Raw genomic sequence first — 18,012 nt, forward strand, 5'->3', positions numbered from 1 at the left:
ATTTTGCTGCCTCTTACTTCCACACATGGAGTTGCCGTCATGACCGACTCACTGCTGACCATTCCCTGCACCACCATCAAGGGTGAACAAAAGACCCTGGCGGACTTCGCCGGCAAGGCCGTGCTGGTGGTCAACACTGCCAGCAAGTGCGGCTTCACCCCGCAATACAAGGGGCTCGAAGAGCTGTGGCAGACCTACAAGGACCAGGGGCTGGTGGTATTGGGCTTTCCCTGCAACCAGTTCGGCAAGCAGGAACCAGGCAACGAAGGGGCGATCTCCGAGTTCTGCGAGCTCAACTACGGTGTGAGTTTCCCGCTGTTCAAGAAGGTCGAGGTCAATGGCGCCGGGGCCCATCCACTGTTCGCGCAGTTGAAAAAGCGCGCACCCGGCGTGCTCGGCTCCCAAGGCATCAAGTGGAACTTCACCAAGTTCCTGATCGGCCAGGACGGCAAGCTGGTCAAGCGTTTCGCTCCGGCAACCAAACCCCAGGACCTGAGCCGCGAGATCGAAGCCCTGCTCAAATGAACGACCTGTCCGTGGATTCACTGAAACTCGATTCCCAGCTGTGCTTCAAGCTGTACGCCGCCTCGCGGGCGGTGGTCCGTGGCTACAAGCCGATGCTCGACCGCCTGGGCCTGACCTACCCGCAGTACCTGGTGATGCTGGTGCTGTGGGAATGGCAGGCAACGCCTCCGTCCCTGCCGACGGTCAAGGCCCTGGGCGAGCGCCTGGCCCTGGATTCCGGGACCCTGACCCCGTTGCTCAAGCGTCTGGAGCAGTTGCAACTGGTGCAGCGCCAGCGGTCCGGGCGCGACGAGCGCGAGGTGCACTTGAGCTTGAGCGAGCGCGGCCTGGCGCTGCGTGAGCAGGTGCCGCCGCTGAAGGCGGCGCTGCTGTGCGACAGCGGGATCGATCTGGACAACCTCGATCAGCTGCGCGAGGGCCTGGATCAACTGCTGCAGCAGATCAAAGCTTTGTCGTAGTCGGCACCCAGAGGTCGAGCAGGGCGATCAATTCTTCGCGACGAAACGGTTTGGCCAGGTAGTCGCTCATGCCGGCGGCGCGGCAGCGTTCACGCTCCTCGGGCATGGCGTTGGCAGTCAGGGCGATGATCGGCAGATCCGGCCAGCGCCCGCTGCGCCGGATCTGCCGGCTGGCTTCGTAGCCATCCATGACCGGCATGTTGCAGTCCATCAGCACCAGATCGAAACGATGCAGCTCCAACTGGTTGAGGGCTTCGGCGCCATGGGCGGCCACGGTCACCGCGCAGCCGAGCTTGCTCAGCATGCCCTTGGCCACCAGTTGGTTCACCGGGTTGTCCTCCACCAGCAGAATGTCCGCCCGGCGCCGTTGCACCGGCATTTCCAGCTGAGCATCGTTGAGGGTGATGGTTTCCCCCAGCAACGAGCGTCGCAGGGTCTGATACAACGCATTGCGCGCCAGGGGCCGGGCCTGCTGTTGCAGCGGTGCCAGGGCGTTGGCCTCTTCGCTGGGCAGGAAGCTGCCATAGGCGGTCACCAGCAGGATTGGCGCGCGGATCGCCGGGCGCAGGCCGAACAGGCATTCCGGGCAGTCGGTGATCAGCAGGTCGGGGTCGAGGCCGGCCAGGGAATCCTCGATATCACAGCGCTGATAGCTCAGGCCCCAACTGGGCAGCAGGCTGGCCAGCAGCTCGGCGAGGCCGCTGCCGGCCTCGGTGATGGCGATGATCTTCCCGGCCAGCGCCGGCGGCGGGGCGGCCGGAGTGTGACAGGGCAGAGGCAGGTCGGCGCAGAACTGGCTGCCGAAGCCGACTTCCGAACTGATGCTCAGGCGGCCGTCCATGGCTTCGCAGAGGTTGTAGGTCAGGGCCAGGCCCAGGCCGGTGCCTCCGTATTGGCGAGTGATGCCGGCGCCGGCCTGGGTATAGGGCTGGAAGATGCGCACCTGGGCTTCCTGGGCGATGCCGATGCCGGTGTCGCAGATCTCGATGCGCACCCCGTCGCCCAGGGTGCTCAGGCGCACATCGACGCGGCCGAAACGGGTGAACTTGAGGGCGTTGGACAGCAGGTTGCTGACGATCTGCCGCACTCGGGTCGGGTCCCCCAGTACCAGGGCGGGGAAGTCCGGGGCGATCAGGCAGGCCAGCTCCACGCTGGCCGCGGCGTTTTGCGACAGCAGGTTGGCGGTGTCCTCCACCAGTACCCCGAGATCGAAGGGAATGCGCTCCAGCTCCAGTTGCCCGGCGTCGAACTTGGACATGTCGAGAATATCGTTGAGCAATTCCACCAGCACCTTGCCGGAGTCGTGGGCAATCGACAGCTGCTGGCGCTGCTCGGGGTTCAGTGGGCTGTCCAGGGACAGCGCGATCATCCCCAGCAGGCCATTGAGCGGGGTGCGAATCTCGTGACTCATGTTGGCCAGAAACGCCGCCCGGGCCTGGGCCATGTCCAGGGCAGTGCGCCGGGCGATCTCCAGTTCCTCGTTGGACTGGCTGAGCCGGGCATTGCTGGCCTTGAGCTCGGTGGTGCGGGCCGAGACGATGTTCTCCAGCTGCCCGAGGTATTCGGTCAGGCGGTTTTCGGCGTTGCGTCGCTGCTGGATCTCGGTGGCCATGATGTCGAACTGCTGGTTGGCCACCTTGACCAGCACCCCGACTTCGTCGTTCTCGTGGCCATGGGGAAAGTCCAGCTTGGCCTGTTTCGGGCTGCGCGGGTCGCGGCTGCTGAGCTCGCGGATCACCCGCACCAGGGGCTTGGTCAGCATCACGTAGAACAGCGCCAGGAGAATCCCGGTGAGGATCAGGCTGCGGGCGAACCCGTTGATCAGGGTGACTTCGGCACGCCGCAGGAAACGGCTGCCGAAGGCGTAGGTATCCACATCCAGGTGCAGGGTGCCGAGGGACTCCTCCGGCAGGTGGCTCAGATACAGGCGATCCTCGAACTGGCGATCGGCGCCGAACAGGAAGTCGCTGATGGCCCGATAGCGGCTCTGTTGCGGTGGCCGTTCGACGTTGGCCAGCAGGGTATTGTTGTTGTCGATCAATTGCGCGCGAATGATCGCCGGGGAGCGCAGCAGGCCCAGAGTCAACTCCTGGGCCAGCTCGGCGTCGATGTTGTAGGCGATGCGCGAGGCCGGATTGTGGCTGATTTCCAGCAGCGATTGGATTTCACGATTGATGGAGGCGTCTTCGCTGGCATAATCGATGCCGATTTGCAGCAGACTGAGCGCGGTCCCCAGAATGAAACCCACCAGCACGGTGAGCCGGGCCTGTTTATAGGACAGGCGGTTGGTGAACTTGATATCCATGGGGGGTTGAACCACTTTCGTTTCCCTTCGCTGCGCAAGCATAGCTGATCATTTTTGGTTGCCGGGCTGGCCGGGCAGCAGCTGATAAAGCGATAGACCCCTTGATCGGGATTGCGTTTGCTCTGTGTGCCGCATCATTACCTTGAACGTGCCTGAGGAAAAGTCGTGGATGCTCGATTGAATGCATTTCTTGAACGTGCCGATGCGGTTCTGGCGCGGATTGAACCCTTGTTGCCCACCCTGCGCCAGCCCATCGACTGGAATCAGTGCCTGGCGGCCCGCTGGCAGCGTGAAGGGCGCAGCGGTTTCCTGCTGCCGCTGGAAGTCAGCCTGGATATGCGCCTGAGCGACCTGATCGGGGTCGACAAGCAGCGTGAGCAACTGGCGCGCAACACCCAGCAGTTCCTTGACGGCCTGCCAGCCAACCATGCCCTGCTCTGGGGTTCGCGTGGCACTGGCAAGTCTTCCCTGGTACGTGCCCTGCTGGCCGAGCACGCCAAGGGCGGCCTGCGGCTGATCGAGATCGAGCGTGACCACCTGGCGGACCTGCCGCGGGTGGTGGAACAGCTGGTCAAGCTGCCCCAGCGTTTCGTGCTGTTCTGCGACGACCTCTCGTTCGAGGCCGGCGAGGGCGATTACCGGGTGCTCAAGAGCGTGCTCGACGGCTCCCTGGAGCAGGCCCCGGAGAACGTGCTGCTGTACGCCACCTCGAACCGCCGGCACCTGGTGCCGGAAAAGGAAAGCGACAACGAGAACTGGAAGCGCGTCGACGGCGAGCTGCATCCCAGTGAAGCCGTGGAAGACAAGATCGCCCTGTCGGACCGTTTCGGCCTGTGGCTGTCGTTCTATCCCTTCACCCAGGAGCACTTCCTCAACGTGGTGGAGCACTGGATCGGCGAACTGGCGCGCAAGGCCGGCCTCGACTGGCAGCGTGACGAAGAACTGGACATCCTCGCGGTACGCTGGGCCACCGGCCGGGGCAACCGCAATGGCCGTTGTGCCTATCAATTTGCCCGCTATTGGGTGGGCCTGCAGTTGTTGGAGCAAAAAGCATGATCGATTTGCAAAGCGCCGGCCAAGGCCTGGACGGTTACGGACTGCTGTGCGCGCAGTTGGAGTCGCTGCTGGCCGATGAGCGTGATTTCATCGCCAACGCCGCGCAGTTCTCAGCCTTCCTCTATAGCCAGCTGGAGGATCTGAACTGGGCGGGGTTCTACCTCAACCGCAACCAGGAGCTGGTGCTCGGGCCGTTCCAGGGGCAGATCGCCTGCGTGCGGATTCCGTTTGGCCGCGGCGTCTGCGGTACCGCGGCGGCGACTCTGCAGACCCAGCGGGTGGAAGATGTGCACGCCTTTGCCGGGCACATTGCCTGTGACAGCGCCTCCAACAGCGAGCTGGTGGTGCCGCTGGTCAAGGACGGCAGGTTGATCGGCGTGCTCGACCTGGACAGCCCGAAGCTGGCGCGCTTCGGTGTTGCCGACCAGGCGGGAATCGAGCAACTGGCGGCGATCTTTCTGCGCCTGAGCGACTGCTGAAGCCCTCAGGTGCTCAAGCCCGCCTTCTTGAGCAGTGAATCCTGGTCCACCGGGTCGACCTGTTGGGGCGTCAGGAAACGCTCCGCGTAGCGCTGGTAGATCCGCTGCTGGATGAACAGTTCGAACAGCTCGGGATCGATATGGGCATCGCGGCACATCATGGCCATGATGTTCAGCGCCTCGCTCAGGGTCTTGCCCCTTTTGTAGGGGCGGTCTGCCGCCGTCAGGGCCTCGAAGATGTCGGCGATGGCCATCATCCGCGCGGGCAGGCTCATCTGTTCGCGCTTGAGCTGCTTGGGGTAGCCGGTGCCGTCCATCTTCTCGTGGTGGCCGCCGGCGATCTCCGCCACGTTCTGCAAGTGGCTGGGGAAGGGCAGGTGCTCGAGCATGATGATGGTCTGCACGATGTGGTGATTGATCACATAGCGTTCTTCGGCCGTCAGCGTGCCCCGGGCAATGCTCAGGTTGTACAGCTCACCACGGTTGTACTTGTGGCTGGGCACCTGCAGTTTGAAGCCCCAGGGGTTGTCCGCCGCCATGACTTCCGTGGCGCTGCGCTCCAGCAGGTGTTCGGGCTTGTCCGCCAGTAGCGGTTCCAGCACCGGCAGGCTCGGCGCCGGGGTGCGTTCCTGGCGCTGGTTCTCCTCCCAGGAAACCCCCAGGCGATCGTCCAGGGTCCGGCTCCAGGTGCGTTGGGCGATGCGCTGCAGGCGCTGCTGATCGGCCTCGGCCATGAATTCGGTGCCCATGTTGCAGCGGGCGACAAAGGTGAAGTCATCGTCCAGGGCCAGCAGCCGGGCCTCGCGCTCGGCGGCAAGAGGCTGTTCGTCGCCGCCCAGGGCCAGGGCGCGCCAGTAGTCGATCCAGGCGTCGCGCTTGAGCACCTCGAAGCGGGTGCGGATTTCGTGGATGCGGTTGTTCAGGGTTTCCAGCTTGGTGGCTTTGTCCACCACGTATTCCGGGGTGGTGACCTTGCCGCAGTCGTGCAGCCAGGCGGCGATGTGCAAGGCTTCCCACTCGTCCTCGCCGGGCTGGTAGGCAGCGAATCGCGGGTCCTGGCTGGCGGCGGCCGCCTCGGCCAGCATCAGGGTCAAGGCCGGTACCCGCTGGCAGTGGCCGCCGGTGTAGGGGCTCTTGGCGTCGATGGCCCCGGCCAGCAACTGGATAAAGGCATCCAGCAACTGTTTCTGCTTGTTCTGCAGGCGCTGGCTCTCGATGCACAGGGCGGCGGTGGCGGACACGGCCTGGATAAAGGCGATGCGGTCCGGGCTGAGTTTGTCCAGGTCGGCCTCGGCGCCGCTGTCCACCAGGAACAGCAGGAGCATGCCTATGGTTTCGTTGTGCCGGTTGCGCAGGCGGATGCCCACCAGGTGCGCACTGGGGCTGTCGAGGGCCAGCAACACGCTCTGCAGGTCCGCGGCCTGATCGAATCCCAGGGTGGTGACCACGCTGTCGTTGTGGGTCAGTTGGCTCAGCCACTCGGGAGTCCGGCTGTCCGCCAGTTCCCGGGAGCCGATGGGGAACTGCGTCATGTCCTGGGGCTGGCCATCGATGATCAGCCCATGGGGCTCCAGGCGCGTGCCCTTGCTTTCACAGAGGTAGATCAGGCCGGCCTGGGCCTGGGCGATCTTTACGGTCTCGAACAGCACCCGTTGCAGCAGCGGGTCGAAACGGGTTTCGGCGGACAGGCTGGCGTTGATCTCGAAAAAGCTCGCCAGGGTGTCTTTCATCCGCGCCATCGAGATGCTCAGTTGATCAACCTCCAGCACCGGTGAACGCCGGGAAACCGGATAGTCGAAATCGAAACTGCGGATCGCGTCGGCCTCCTGCACCAGGGCGTGTAGCGGCCGTACCAGGACCCGGGAGATCAGCCAACCAAGGGGCAGGCACAGCAGCAGGGTGGTGAGGGTAATCAGCGCGCCTTGCCAGCGCAGGCGATAGGCGTCGGCCAGAAGTTCGTCCTCGGGCACCAGCAGCGCCAGCTGCAAGCCGCCGGGGCCACCCTCGGCGATATGGCCGCTGGCGACAATCCAGCTGCGCCCCTGGGCCTGCAGATGGCCGCCTTCGGTCTGGCCACGCATCAGGGCAGCGAGCGCCGGGCTCAGGTCGTTCGCCTTGACCAGCCGCGCACTGCGTTGTTCCGGCAGCAGCTTCTGGCTGTCCGGGTAGGCCACGACGTTGCCCTGGTCATCCAGCAGGGCAACTTCGGTGGAGGGTGTGACGCGGTGCTTGGCCAGGGTCGAGGACAGCTGTTCCAGGGTCAGGTCGGCGGCGATCACGGCCATCTTGCCGCTGTGCCGGGCCAGGGTGGTGCCGACGTTCTGGGTGGAAAAGAACACATAGGGGCGGGTAGTGATCTGGTCGGCGTCGCCCCGGGCGCTGGAGAACCAGTCGCGGTTACGTGGGTCGTAGCGCTCGTCGGGGTGCTCCAGGCGGTCGATCAATACCAGCGCGGGGTCATAGAACAGCGATTGGGAATGGACTTGGCCGGTGCGCGAGTCGCGTTCGATGCTCCACACCTCGTAGGCGCTGTTCTGCGGGGCCTGGCGCCTTTCGCGGATCTGCGGAATGCGCAGTGGCCGCACCATGAAGAAATCGCCATTGGCGTAGCCCAGGTACAGCGAAGCCAGGTCCGGGTTGTCCAGCAGGGCCTGGCTGAAAGGCCGCAGCAGGGTCAGCCGGTCTTCCAGGTTCGCCGCCTGGGCCGCCGGCGAGCCCGCCAGCAGGCTGAGCAGATGGCGCATGGGATCGTAGGTGGCCTTGACGTCGCTGCGTACATCCAGCTCGATGCGCTGGAAAAGCTTTTCGCTGCTGTCGAGGATCAGCCGCGTGGTCTGCTGGTAGTTGTAGAGGCCCAGCACTACACCCGTCAGGAGCAACAGCAAGGTGAACATTGCACTGATATGGATATGCAGAGGAAAGCGGCGTTGTGCTAAGGCAGGGGTGCTCAGCATTCCAATTCACTCCAAAGGCACACGAGGCATGGCTCAGGACCCAAGCATAGTTAAGGCTGGCATTGCCTGCCTTGGCTTTACCGGGGGCCGAGGGTGTCGAGGAAACCGTCGCTACGGGTTTCATGGGTGTGGCTGACGGCGAGGCAATACTGGCCTTTTGCTATTTTCCTGGCAAGAGGCAGGCCGGGTTGCTTCGCGGGGCAGCGCAGGTTGCGATTGAGCCTGGCCTTCGAGGTGTCGGTGCAGGGATTGGGCAAGGCGTATCAGGGCCAGGTCCAGGGCGCGCACAGCGGTGCTGATGACGGTAGCCCCGGCCCGTTCCAGGCAAGCCCGCTCCAGGTTTTCACAGCAGTTCTGCAAGGGGGTGGCCCGGACCATCAGCGCCGAGCCCCTGATCTTGTGGGCCAGCTCCAGCAGGGCGGTGAAATCGTCGGGCGGGATCCTCCCCAGCAGGTGGCGATCCTCACGGCAACACTGCGACAGTTTTTCCAGCATGCTCCGGACAAGCTGCGGCTTGCCATGGGTCAGGGTGAACAAGGCCTCGATGCTGAAACTGTCAGGCCTTGGCAGGGGGTGCAGCGTCGCCAGGCGTGAGCCCAGCAACTCCAGCCCCAAGGGCTTGCACAGGCAATCGTGCATGCCGGCATCCAGGCCACGCTGATGCGTCTGCGGGTCGTTGCTGGCGCTGCAGCCGATCAGGTTGACCGCCGGCCCGGAGCCTTCGCTGCGGCGTATGGCCTCGGCCAGTTGGTAGCCATTCATCAAGGGCATGTTGCAGTCGACGATCAGCAGGTCGAAGTCGCCCTCGTGCCATAGCTGATAGGCCTGCAACCCGTTCCCGGCGCAGGTGACCCGGTGCCCGAGGTGCTCCAGTTGCCCTTGCAGCAAGGTCAGGCTGGCAGGGTGATCGTCTGCCAGCAGCACATCCAGCGGCAGTTGGGCAGCAGCCGGCGTGGCGGCGACGGGCCTGGGGGCGACGGCCGTGCGGCCGGGCAAGGTCAGCCTGACCTGCACTTCGCATCCGGGGCCCGTGCGGCCGTGCAGGCTCAGGCTGCCCCCCATCTGCAGGCAAAGCTGATGGCTGATGGGCAGGCCGAGGCCACTGCTGTCCCGTGGCGACTGGCTGGTCGGTTCCACCTGGGCGAAGGGCTGCAACAGGCGCTGGCGCTCCTGTGGGGGAATGCCGATGCCGGTGTCCAGCACCCGCAGCAGCAGGTCGAAGTGCCCGGGGCGCGCCGCCGGCAGCAATTGCAGCTTGACCTGCACCTTGCCCTGTCGGGTGAACTTGAGGGCATTGCTCAACAGGTTGGTCAGGATCTGCTTGAAACGCAGGCCATCTACCAGTACCTGGGGTTCGGGGGGCGGGGCCTGGAATTCCAGGCTCAGGTCCAGGTTCTTCTGCCGGGCCAGGGCCTGGAACACCCCCAGCACTGCCTCGGCGCTGTGGCTCAGGCAGGTCCAGGCCGGGTTCAGTTGCAGTTGCCCGGACTCGATCCGGCTGATGTCCAGCAGGTCGCCGAGCAGCTCCCGCAGGTCACTGGCGGCACCCAGGGCCAGCTCCAGGGAACCACGGTTGGCTGAGCCGTCCTCGGTGCGTTGCAGCACCAGCTCCAGGAGGCCGATGAAGGCGTTCAGTGGTGTGCGGATCTCATGGCCAAGGTGGCCGAGGAACTGGCCTTTCAGGCGGTTGGCCCGCTCGGCCTGCTGCAGGCTGGTGCTCAGGGTTGCCACCGTCTGTTGCAGCGCCTGGACCTGTTGCCGGTGTTGGCGCAGTTGCCGGTACAGGCAGGCCAGGCCCAGCCCGGCCGCCATCGACAGCAACAGCAGGGCAACGACGCCCATAGGCAGCAGGGCCGGGGTCATGGCCAGGGTACCCGGCGCATCGGGGAAGAGGCTGGCTGGCGGTTCATATCAATGCGTTACGCTTGGCCATGTCCACCAGTTCACTCATCGAAGTGGTCGCCAGTTTCTGCATGATGCGTTTCTTGTAGGTGCTGACGGTCTTGTTGCTGAGAAACATGCCGGCGGCAATTTCCTTGTTGGTCTGGCCCATGGCGAACAGCTGCAGGACCATCAATTCCCGGTCATTGAGTGAGTTGAACTGCGCCAACTCCAGCGGCGAGCCAAGGGTGTTGCGGTCAACCTGCAGGGCCAGGCTGGGGAAGTAGTTGTAGCCGCTGCAGATCGCCTTGATGGCGCTGAGCAGCTCGCTCATGTCCTCCTGTTTGCAGACGTAGCCGCAAGCCCCGGCGCGCATGCAGCGGTTGGCGAACAGGGCAGCGGACTGGGCGGTCAGGACCAGGATCCGCGAGCGCCTCGGCATGTTGCCGAGGCGCTCCAGCAGCTCCAGCCCGTCCAGCTTGGGAATGCAGATATCGAGGATGACCAGGTCCGGTTCGCAATCACGGACCATTTGCAGTGCATCGACGCCGTTATCGGTTTCACCAACGATCGAATACCCCTCGTGCTCCAGCAGGATACGAATGGCCATGCGCACCACGGGATGATCATCAATGATTAGTACCGAGCCCATACAGGCCTCCAGCCGACCAATGGAAAGCCCGAACGTTAGCCCAGCTGGTGGAGGGGAAAAGTGGCGAAAGTGCGGTTAGACGCAATCTCGGAAGCGCCTTACACAGAATAAGGGGAGGGATTACAGGCGGGTGGCATCTAATGGAAGTTCAACAGGGTGGGGCACCCAGGCCGCCCTCCCAGGAAGGAGGGCGGCCATGACCTCATGGCGTTTTCTGATCGATACCGGCTTGCAGCAGCTGGCTGTTGCTGTGGCCGCCGACACGCAGCGGGCCGAGGTTGAACACCTGGTCCTTGCTGGTGGCCTCGTCCTGTTTGCGGGTCAGCTCGCTACCGGCGCCCAGGGCCAGGTTGACCGGTGACTTGGACAGGTTGAGCCCGGCGTCGACACGGTAGTCCGAGCCGGCCAGGGCGTTGCTGGTGACCTTGGAGCCCCCCAGGTCGACCCGGCCCTCGCTGGCACCGATGCGTGCACCGGTGAGCGTGGTTTCACCGCTGACCCGCAGGTTCACCCCTTGCTGGCCAAGGATGCCCGAGGCCTGCTCCACACTGTCCTTGCCAGCATGGCTCAAGCCCAGGTTCAAGGTCGGGGTGTAGGAGGTGTTGCCGCTCTTGTCGCCGAACAGTACGCCTTCAGCGGTGTTGGCCACCTTGCTGCCGGTGGTGTTCTTCTCGCTGACCGAGTAGCTGTCGCTGGTTTTCGGCCAGAAGCGTTCCTTGAGGCTGGAGAAGCCATTGCCCACGGCGTCGGCCTTGTCGGCCAGGTAGCTCTTGGCCTTGTCCACACCGTTGCCAAAGGCGCCACGGGGCTCGGGGTTGACGTCGTAGCTGCCGCTGCGGCTGAGCTTCTCGCCCAGGCGCTCCTTGGCGTTGCTGGCCTGGGCGACCACGCTGTCCTTGGCCGAGCCGAGTTTGTCGACGCCCTTGTCCACGGCGTTCTCCAGTTTCTCGCGGTGCTTGTCGAAGCCTTTCTCGGCCTTGGCCTTCAGGTCGTCCTTGAGCGGGCCGGCCGGCTTGGCCAGCTTGTCCACCAGCCCGGGCTGGTTCTTCGCCACCTCCAGCTTGGCGTCGATATTGACCTGGGTGCTGCGCAGGCGGTCCTGGCGGCTTTCGATGTCGAGGCGGCCACCGATGGCTCCGTCGACCCGTTGCGCGTCGATGTTGGCCCCGGCCAGATGCACGTTGCCGGCGCTGTTGAGGACCACCTGGTCGGCCTTGATCAGGCTGTTGTGCTGGGTGGTGCTCTGGCGCTGGTCGACGTCGATCTTGGCCCGGGCGTTGATCCCGTGGTCGATTTTCGGCGAGTCGTGCTCGCTGGCATCGGCCAGGGTGGTCTTGCCCATGCTGCCACCGGCGCCCAGGGTCAGGCCCCAGTTGTCATGGGCCTGGGTAGAGTGCGCCGACTCCTGGAAGATGCCGCCCTGGGCCGCATCCAGGACGACCTTGCCGGCATCGATCCGGGTGCCCTGCAAGTGAATCGCGTCGTCGCCGGTGGCGGCGCTGCCCAGCAGGACCTGGCCCTGGCTGTAGAGTTGCGCGCCGCGCTGGCTCTGGTCGTTTTCAGAGACCCGGCCAATGTTGAAGTTGGCGCTGAGGTTGGCGCTCTTGCCGCTGCTTTGCTCGCTGCTGGTTTTACTGGCACCGGCGGTGAGCCCGCCACCCAGGTTGCTGCCCTGGCTGGTGTGGGTGTCCACGGCGGCTTGCAGGTCCAGTTTGCCGCCAGCGCCCAGGCGGATATCGCCGGTAGGCCGTGCCGCGTTGCCGATCTGCGTGCCTTGCAGCGTCAGGTTGGCGCCGCTGTCGAGCTGCACCGGGCCCTGGCCCTGGATGCTGGCAACCCGCGCCTGGCTGTCCTGCTGCTCCAGGCTCTTGTGGTCCAGCTGGACACCTGCACCCAGGTTGAGGTTGCTGCCGTTGCTGCCCGGGGTGGTGCCCAGGGTCAGCGAGGCGTCGCCACGCAGGCTGGAGTTGCTGCTGCTCTGGCGGTCATTGGCCTGGTTCAGCGCCAGTTCACCGCCGCTCTTGAGCGTCACGCCACCCTGGCCGCCGTTGAACTGGCTGCCTTCGAAGCGCCCGTCGCCGGCCAGCTGGATGTCCACGCCCTGGCTGGCGTTGTAGCTGCCGACCTGGGCCTGGTCCTTGCTGCTGGTGACGGTACTGCTGCCACCGGCGCCGCTGCCGCGGATGTTCAGGTCCTCGCCGGTATTGGTGTAGACCCGCACGCCGGCCTTGGCATCCAGGGCCTGTTCGCTGCTGCTGGTGCTGTTGCTGGCGGCGCTGGCCAGCAGGCTGTCGGCGCTGATTTTCACCGCGCCATCAGTGGCACGGTACTGGGTGCCCTGGTCCTGCAGTTGGCCTTTGACCTTGACCTCGACCTGGCCACCGCTCAACTGGCTGACCATCGCGGTGCCGCTGCTGCTGTCCAGCTGGCGGTTCTGGTGGCTGACGTCCACGTCCAGCCCGACGTTGGGCTGTTCCAGGGCATCGAGTACTCCCGGTTGATGGAACTTGCGTTGGGCCACGCCCTGGATGGCCTTCTCGATCGGCCGGGTGATGCCCTTGTATTCGACGTTGGCGCCGACATCCACTGCCCAGTTGTTGTCCTGGTGGTGGCTGGTTTCGCTGTTGCGGGCGGCCTTGTTCACCACCTCGCCGGCGTTGACCTGCAAGGTACCGCCAGCCTTGACCTGGGCCCCTTCGGTGGTCAGGCGGTTGCCGGCGTTGATGGTCAGGTTGCCGCTGGCGCCGATGTTGCTGGTTTGCGCGGTGCTCTTGCTGCTGCTGTCCTGGCTGCTGTTGTGCGCCACTTCCACGCCGTTGCCGGCCCGGTCCAGGCCGCCGGTGTAATAGAAGCCGCCGCCGGTGGTGGTGCTGTCGCTGTGCTTCTCGGTTGTGTTGTCCGCGGCCAGCAACTGCACATGCTTGCCGCTCAGGCTGGCATCGCCGGCCGTGGCCGCAAGGTCGCTGCCTTGCACCTTGAGATCTTCGCCGGCAGTGACCGCCAGGGTGCCGCCGGTGAGGCTGGAGGCCTGTTGCCGGGTGCTGTCGCTGCTGTCGTTGCGCTGCTGATCCTGGTAGCGCACCCCGGCCCGGTATTGGCCGGTGCCCGGTGCATTTTCCTTGGCGTAGGCGTCGAAGCCGCGCTTCTGGGTGCTGCTGCTGTCGTGCTGGGTGTCTTCGGCGGCCGCGACCTTGATCGTGCCCTTGGCGCTGGCGTCCAGTGCCCCTGCTGCGGCGACCTGGGAGCCGCTGACGGTCAGGTCCTCGGCGCTCTGCAACTTGAGGTTGCTGTCCGAGCGCAACTGGCTGCCGACCGTGGTGCTGCCCTTGTTCTGCTGGCGGCTCTCGTCCTTGGCAATGCCGAAGAACTTGCTGTCCTTGCTGTGGTTGTTGCTGTGGGACGTGTCCCGCACGCCGTCGATGGTCAGCGCGCCCTTGTCACTGATGACGCTGGCCTCGGTGCCGCCGCGGGCCTGGCTGCCGCTGATGCGTACGCTGTCGGCGCGCACGATCAGCTTGCCGTCGGCGTTGACCTTGCTGCCCTGGTTCTGGGTCTTGCCCTGGTCGCCGTCGGCGTTCTTGCCGAAGAAGCCACCGCCCACCAGGTCGCCGGAGTAGCGCTGGTTGCTCTGGCTCTGCTGGCGGCTGGCGCTGGTGATGTCGACGTCCTTGGCGCTCAGCAGGATGTCGCCCTGGCTGTGCAGCTCGGCGCCCTGCAGTTGCAGTGTCTGCTGGCTGGTCAGTTCCAGCTGCTTGCCGCTCTTGAGCTGGCTGGTGACGGTGCGCTGCTCGCTGCTGGCGTTGTCCCAGTTTTCCTTCCACAGGTGCTTGCGATGCTGGCCCTGGTCACGCTGGGTGTGGGTCTCGGTGGCAGCGGTCAGGCGCAGGTCGCCGCCGCTTTGGGCGCTCAGGCGATTGCCGGCCTCGACGCTGCTGCCCTGGATCTGGGTGCTGGCGCCGGAATTCAGCTCGGCATCCTGCCGGGCGACGACCTTGTTACCGTGCTGGCGGCTGTCGCTGTCGGTGTGGGTACTGTCGTAGGTTTCCCAGGTGATGCCGATGGTGCTGTTTTCCCATTGCTGGCGTTTTTCCTGGAGCTTGCGGCTTTCGATGCTGCTCAGGGTCAGGTTGCGCCCGGCGTCGAGCTTGACGTTGCGGCCACTGACATCGGTGGCGGCCAGGGTCAGGTCCTTGGCTCCGTGCAGCTCGATGTCGCCCTGGCTGCTGACCCCGGCACGGATCGCGTCGAGGCTGTTGTCCACGGCCTGGCCACGGATGTCCAGGTCACCGGCGGAACTCAGCTTGACCCCGTCGCGGCCGTCCACCTGGACGGCGCCGACACGCACCCCGGCACCTTCGGCGGTGCTGACGATATTGATCCGCCCGGCCTGCATGGCACCGAACAGGCTGGCGTCGATGCGCTGCTCCTGGGTGCGGCTTGCCGGGTCGACGTTACGCACCTGGCCGCTGGGGTAGTCCAGCTGGTTGCGACCGACGGTGACATTCAACTGGTCCCGGGCCTTGAGGGCACCCTGGCTGTCGATGCGCGGGGCGATCAGATTGATCGAACCCTCTGCGTTGCGCAGGCCACCGCCCTGGATAGCCAACTGGCCGTGGGCATCCTGGGTGTTGAGCCCTTGCAGCTTGCCGTCCTGGAGTTCCGGGCGGCCCACCACCAGGCTGGCATTGGGGGTGTTGATGAAGCTGCCGCCATTGACCGAGATGCCATTGGGGTTGGCCAGCACGAAGTCGGCGGCGCGGCCGAAGATCTCCTGGGCACCATTGAGTTGCGAGGCATTGCGGCTGATCACCTCGTTGAGGATCACGCTGGCCGCCTGGCCGTGGAACTGCTGGTTGGCCGCCAGTTGCCCGGCCAGTTGCGACTGCCCGGCCTGCAAGGCGTTGTTCAGTACCACGCCCTGTTGCCCGACGTTGTAGTCCAGGAACTGGTTGTGGGACAGGCCGCCGGCATTGGGCGCGACGATGTTGACGATGGGTACGCCACCCTGGTTTTGCAGTTGGGGGATGCCGCCGGGCCCCTCGGCCACGGTGATCCCGCCGGCCAGGGCCAGGGGCAGATGGGAGACCAGCAGCAGGCCGGCGATGGTCCAGCGCAATGTGCCCTGGGGCGAAAGGTGGAACCTGTGAGTGTTGTCAGGCATGAGAACCTCGTTCTGAGTGGGGTGAGCCGGGCGTTGCTTTCTAAGGGGGCAACGGCGCGTGATGCTCAGGTTCGTCGGTTGATTCAGGCTAATCGGCGGTCGGGTCAAATCTGCAGGCTGAACCTGGCCAGCCAGACTTCCGGCTCCGTTCGGAAACCTTCTGGGGTGTTGAGGCTGCGTTGGTAGTCCAGGTCGACCTGGAGTTTTTTCCAGCTCAGGTTGAGCCCCAAGCTGGCACCGCTCAGCTGCCGGCTCCGGGCGCCGTGCTCGGCCTTGATCCAGCCGTTGTCCAGGCCCAGGCGCGGGGTGATCTTGACCGGCAGGTCGCTGTCGAGCGGCAGGCGCAGGGTGTTGCGCCATACCGCGCCAATGGCGCCGGAAGCACTGTTGATGCGATAGCCGCGCACCGCCGAATCGTCGGTGCCCAGCAGTTGTTCGATGGCCGGCAGCGGGTCCGGGCTGTACTGCGCCGAGAGCTGGCTCTGCCACTGCCAGCGCTGGGTGCCCAACTGGCCGTTGCGCCACTGGCTGAGGCCGGCGCGGTACTTGCGGAACTGCGCCTGGGGCAGGTTGCGCTGTACCTGCTGCGAGTCGCGGTCGGCGCCGAACCAGGTCAGGCCCTGGGCGTAATTGACATCCAGGTTCCACACTGCGCTGTCGAGCCAGAACAGGTTGAGCCCGGCTTCGGCCACGGTCAGGGTCGGGCTCTGGATCTGCAGGTGGGCCTTCTGCAGGTAGCTGTCCACGTCCTTGTAGGCCAGTTGCAGGTTGGCGCTGAGCTGGTGGCTCTGGTCGCGCCACAGCACCCGGTCGGCGCGGCCGCTGACCATGTCGGTACGCCCGCTGTTGTACAAGGTGGTGCGGGGCAGCTTGAGCGGCGCGCGGTATTCGGCATGGCTGGCGAACAGGCTGTAGGTCCAGTAGCCGTAGGGCACCGAGTAGAACAGGCTGCTGCTGCGGCTGTAGCGCGGGCCGTGGTTGAGGGTGTCGCTGTAGTTCAGGTTCAGCGCATCGTTGATCTGCAACGGGCTGTCGAGGTTGAGGTTGATCGACTGCCTGTCACGCCCGGTGCCGGCGCTGCCCAGGTTGTCCACCCCCAGGCCCAGGCCCCAGCGTGCGGCGCTGCTGCGCGAGCGCAGGATGATCCGCGAGGCCCCGGGCTGGCTGCCGGGGGCGATGTCGGCGGTCAGGTCCAGGGAGCGCAGGCGGTTCAGTTGATCCAGGCCCTGCTCCAGGTCCCGCAGGTACAGGGGCTTGCCGAGCATGCCCGGGAAAGCGCCGCGCAGGGACACCGGCAGGCTCTGGTCGGCCAGTTCGATGGCTTCGACGTAGCCTTCCTCTACCAGGATATCCAGGCTGTGCCCGGCCGCCGGAGTGCTGGCCAGGTAAGGGCGGCTGGCGATGTAGCCGGCCTCTACATAGAGGCGAGTGATGGCCGCCAGCAGCTGGTTGATCTGGTTGGCCCCCATGCACGGCGCGACATACGGCTTGATGTAGTCATTGAGCCGGGCCTTGTCGAACAGGCTGACGCCGCCGATGCGGGTGCCGCTCAGGGGCCAGCAGCGCTCGTCGCTGGCAGTCTGCGCAGGTTGGCTGGGGGCCGCCGGGGTGCTGCTGAAACTGCCGCGCTGCATCTGCCGCTGGCGCTGTTCCAGTTGCAGTTGTTGCAGGTCCCGTTGCTGTTGTTGCTGCAGGCGCAGGGCTTCCTGGCCCGGTTGCAGGTTATCGGCCAGGGCCGGCGTCAGGTACGTCAGGCCCAGCAGCAGTCCCAGGCACCAAGTGCTGGTGTGGGGGAGAAGGGAGCGGTCAGTGCGTAATGAATAGGGCACTTGGCATCCTTACTGTAATAAGACGAAGTGACAGACACTCGGAAAGCCGGGTATGAGGCTCAACTAGTGGCGTCGCTTTTAGTTCTGCCCTGTGAACGCTAAATACCTTCGATATCTATATCTGAGGTTCAGTGCTCAAGTGCTCGGAAGTGACAGTTCCTGAGTAAGTGCCGGATGGGTTAGTGCAAATTCAGGTATGACAAAAGGGTTGAGTGAGTTGCAGTGGAAACGTTACAGCGCAGCGCAAAATTAATTTTTCCGGGGGTGGTCAGCGGGGGGGATAGCCTGTGAAATCGAGACTATCCGAAACCCAAAAGGCTATTTGTACGTAAATTGTAAATACATAGAGGGCTAACGGAATTTGCTTGTCAGCCCTGATTGGCAAGGGGTGTGGCGCTCGGGTGAATTATTCAAAGGTAGGATGTTTGGTTGAATGGCTAACTGGATGTTTAATTCTGTAATCGTCAGTTCGTATATCAACTTGCGAGCGCCAAGTGTTTCGGCTACTTGCTCTTTCTGTTTGAGTAGTTGCTCTATTGTTGTTCTTGTTTGATCGGGCTGTTGTTGCTAGGGGATATCCTTAGATGTCTTGGTGGTGAGAATTCTGCACTGCACCCATAGTTTCTGGTGGTATCGCCGGCGAAATTATCAACGTATAGAAAACTATATAGCGATACTCTGGCTAGGGGATTCCCTTAGTTGCAGATTGGAT

10 protein-coding genes are annotated in these 18,012 nt (G+C 64.5%); 4 read left to right on the forward strand and 6 right to left on the reverse strand.

What is annotated here, in order from left to right:
• Positions 1–39 precede the first annotated feature (39 nt).
• Both BM382_RS11480 and BM382_RS11485 read left to right on the forward strand, forming a co-directional pair.
• Positions 40–525, forward strand: a complete 486-nt coding sequence (locus tag BM382_RS11480; protein WP_011062519.1) for a glutathione peroxidase — start codon at positions 40–42, stop codon at positions 523–525.
• The gene (locus BM382_RS11485) at positions 522–983 is read left to right on the forward strand and encodes a MarR family winged helix-turn-helix transcriptional regulator (protein WP_011062518.1); all 462 of its coding nucleotides are present in this window, start codon (positions 522–524) and stop codon (positions 981–983) included. Before BM382_RS11480 ends, BM382_RS11485 begins: the two co-directional genes overlap by 4 nt.
• Here BM382_RS11485 and BM382_RS11490 read toward each other — a convergent pair.
• On the reverse strand, positions 967–3,288 hold the full coding sequence (locus BM382_RS11490; protein WP_011062517.1) for a hybrid sensor histidine kinase/response regulator: 2,322 nt from the start codon (positions 3,286–3,288) through the stop codon (positions 967–969). The genes BM382_RS11485 and BM382_RS11490 overlap by 17 nt on opposite strands.
• A 165-nt stretch (positions 3,289–3,453) precedes the next feature.
• Here BM382_RS11490 and BM382_RS11495 point away from each other — a divergent pair, with 165 nt between their 5' ends.
• The gene (locus BM382_RS11495) at positions 3,454–4,344 is read left to right on the forward strand and encodes an ATP-binding protein (protein WP_019092871.1); all 891 of its coding nucleotides are present in this window, start codon (positions 3,454–3,456) and stop codon (positions 4,342–4,344) included.
• Positions 4,341–4,823, forward strand: a complete 483-nt coding sequence (locus BM382_RS11500) for a GAF domain-containing protein (protein WP_011062515.1) — start codon at positions 4,341–4,343, stop codon at positions 4,821–4,823. The genes BM382_RS11495 and BM382_RS11500 overlap by 4 nt, the downstream gene beginning before the upstream one ends.
• A gap of 5 nt (positions 4,824–4,828) precedes the next feature.
• On the opposite strand, the gene BM382_RS11505 is transcribed toward BM382_RS11500, so the two are convergent.
• From BM382_RS11505 to BM382_RS11525, 5 genes are all read right to left on the reverse strand, one after another.
• The gene (locus BM382_RS11505; RefSeq protein ID WP_072442866.1) at positions 4,829–7,777 is read right to left on the reverse strand and encodes an HD domain-containing phosphohydrolase; all 2,949 of its coding nucleotides are present in this window, start codon (positions 7,775–7,777) and stop codon (positions 4,829–4,831) included.
• 120 nt (positions 7,778–7,897) lie between these two features.
• On the reverse strand, positions 7,898–9,640 hold the full coding sequence (locus BM382_RS11510) for a response regulator (RefSeq protein WP_072442868.1): 1,743 nt from the start codon (positions 9,638–9,640) through the stop codon (positions 7,898–7,900).
• 43 nt (positions 9,641–9,683) lie between these two features.
• Positions 9,684–10,310, reverse strand: coding sequence for a response regulator transcription factor (locus BM382_RS11515; RefSeq protein ID WP_019096116.1), 627 nt, complete (start codon positions 10,308–10,310; stop codon positions 9,684–9,686).
• Positions 10,311–10,512: 202 nt separating this feature from the next.
• Positions 10,513–15,471 (reverse strand): hemagglutinin repeat-containing protein, encoded by a 4,959-nt coding sequence (locus BM382_RS11520; protein WP_072442871.1) that lies wholly within the window; start codon positions 15,469–15,471, stop codon positions 10,513–10,515.
• Between the two features lie 104 nt (positions 15,472–15,575).
• The gene (locus BM382_RS11525) at positions 15,576–17,243 is read right to left on the reverse strand and encodes a ShlB/FhaC/HecB family hemolysin secretion/activation protein (protein WP_239690409.1); all 1,668 of its coding nucleotides are present in this window, start codon (positions 17,241–17,243) and stop codon (positions 15,576–15,578) included.
• Between the last annotated feature and the right edge of the window lie 769 nt (positions 17,244–18,012).

This window comes from Pseudomonas sp. NFPP25 (assembly GCF_900116505.1).
Lineage (GTDB): Bacteria > Pseudomonadota > Gammaproteobacteria > Pseudomonadales > Pseudomonadaceae > Aquipseudomonas > Aquipseudomonas protegens.